A 2,032-nucleotide genomic window follows, 5' to 3' on the forward strand; every position below is an offset into this window, starting at 1 on the left:
CGTCTCCAGCGCCTGTACAGGCTACATCTTTGACCATCCCGTGTCAGCGGGGTAGTCTCATAGTGTCAGGAAACATGAAAACGCTCATGAGAGGGTGTCATTCTGCACTCAGCCGGAGCAGACCCCTATGAAGTCGATTTGCGACCGCTTAAACGACACACCTAGAAAATGCCTCGGGTGGCGCACACCGGCTGAAGCGTTCAGGGACGAACTCATGAAACTGAGATAGCAGGAAACGTCGCAACGACACTTGAGCCTTCAGCGCAAAGCGATAATGTCACCCCTGAGCAATTCAGAAGTGTCACTATCCTCGCATACGGTAGCGAGGACGAGCGGACATGGGATGGGTGATGATGAGCGAGCGCGATTTGAACCGCGTTGAGGTTTTGGCGCAGGTCGATGATGGTCGGCTGACGGTCGCTAATGCGGCGAACATGTTGGATCTGACGCGTCGACAGATTTTCCGGCTATTGAAGCGCTATCGTCAGGACGGAGCATCCGCGATCCGCCACAAGGCGCGCGGCAAACCTCCAAACAACCGGATTCACCATTCGAAGCGCGACTATGTTCTGAGCCTGATCAAAGAGAATTACCCAGATTTTGGGCCCACATTGATAGCTGAGATGATGGCCGAGCATCATGGGTTCAAAGTCTCGCGCGAGACCTTGCGCAAGTGGATGATCGAAGACGGTATGTGGCTGTCGCGCAAGCAGCGACGTGCCCTTCATCAACCGCGACTACGCCGGGAATGTTTCGGCGAGTTGATCCAGATCGACGGCTCTGACCATCGATGGTTTGAGGATCGCGCCCCACCCTGCACTCTACTCGTCTTTATCGATGATGCGACCAGCACTTTGATGGAGCTGCGGTTTGTGCAGTCGGAGAGTACGTTCAGTTATTTCGAGGCTTTAGAAGGTTATCTGCAAAATTACGGACGACCCGTCGCATTCTACAGCGACAAACACACCGTGTTCCGTGTCGCCAAGGAAGACGCCAAAGGCGGTGCGCGTATCACCCAATTTGGGCGCGCCCTGAGTGAGCTGAACATCGAGATCCTGTGCGCCAACAGCCCTCAAGCCAAAGGCCGCATAGAACGGGCCAACCGCACGCTTCAGGACCGGCTTATCAAAGAGCTGAGGCTGGCAGGCGTTTCGGACATGAAAGCTAGAAACGCCTTTCTTGAAGGCTTTAAGAGCCGCTTTAACGCCAAATTTGCCAAGGCCCCGGCAAAACCGGACAACCTGCACCGGGCGTTGAATGTGGAGCCGGATCGGCTGGCGGAAGTGTTGTGCTGGCGTGAGAACCGCTATGTCGGCAAGCAGCTGACATTTTCCTATGACCGCAAGCGGATCATGCTCGAAGAGAACGAGCTGTCACGCGCTCTGGTCGGCAAATATGTGGACACCTATGTCTTTGTGGATGGGCGGTTCGAGGTACGCTGGAAAGGCCAAGCCCTGCCCTACAGGATCTTTGATATGGACCAGCGCGTCACCCATGCAGCCATCACCGAGAACAAGCGGCTCGGTGCGGTTCTGGCCTATGTCAAAGAGATGCAGGACGCCGCACCGCCTAAGCCGAAGGTGCGGACGAACTCAGAGAAGATGGGCTACAAGCCGAACGGGCATCGGCCAGGCAGACCGTCAGGATCTCGGGCCAAGAAGAAGATTGCGCACGCGGCGGAATAGAACAATGATCGGGTCGGTTATGCGGACGGCTTCCATTATATCCGCCTTTTTGGCGCTCGTCTGTTTGGGTTTGATTGGCCTGAACCTTTACGACTTCTGGTACCGACCGGAACTGCCATGGCGCGAAGGCAACCTTCGCAGCGTACTCACAACATGCATGTTCGGTGCTTTAGTTTTTGCAGCAGCATCTCTGTCCTTTTTCAAGCTTTCAAAAGCATCCAACTAGGGTCTGTGGACATTCAGGATTCCCAAGCTGGCTGAAATCTGATTCAAGCTTCCAAAATGGAGGTTTGAATGAACGAAGAGCGGTTTGTGTTGACAGATGAGGTCTGGGTCCGCCTTGCGCC

Annotated in this window: 1 protein-coding gene and 1 pseudogene; both read left to right on the top strand. The window is 54.9% G+C overall.

Features of this window, described 5'->3' with window-relative positions; translation table 11 throughout:
- Positions 1-127: 127 nt before the first annotated feature.
- Positions 128-229: pseudogene (locus tag AAFO90_RS24715) on the top strand (IS30 family transposase); the annotation flags it as partial.
- Positions 230-338: 109 nt separating this feature from the next.
- Entirely contained in the window at positions 339-1,685 is a 1,347-nt protein-coding gene (locus AAFO90_RS24720) for an ISNCY family transposase (RefSeq protein ID WP_347511166.1), read from the top strand.
- Positions 1,686-2,032: the final 347 nt, after the last annotated feature.

Origin of the sequence: Phaeobacter sp. CAU 1743 (assembly GCF_039839315.1) — a bacterium.
GTDB classification, from domain to species: domain Bacteria; phylum Pseudomonadota; class Alphaproteobacteria; order Rhodobacterales; family Rhodobacteraceae; genus Phycobacter; species Phycobacter gallaeciensis_A.

Excerpts from the sequence above, each read along its gene's own strand:
- AAFO90_RS24720 (WP_347511166.1), top strand. The coding sequence starts at position 339 with ATGGGATGGGTGATGATGAGCGAGCGCGATTTGAACCGCGTTGAGGTT.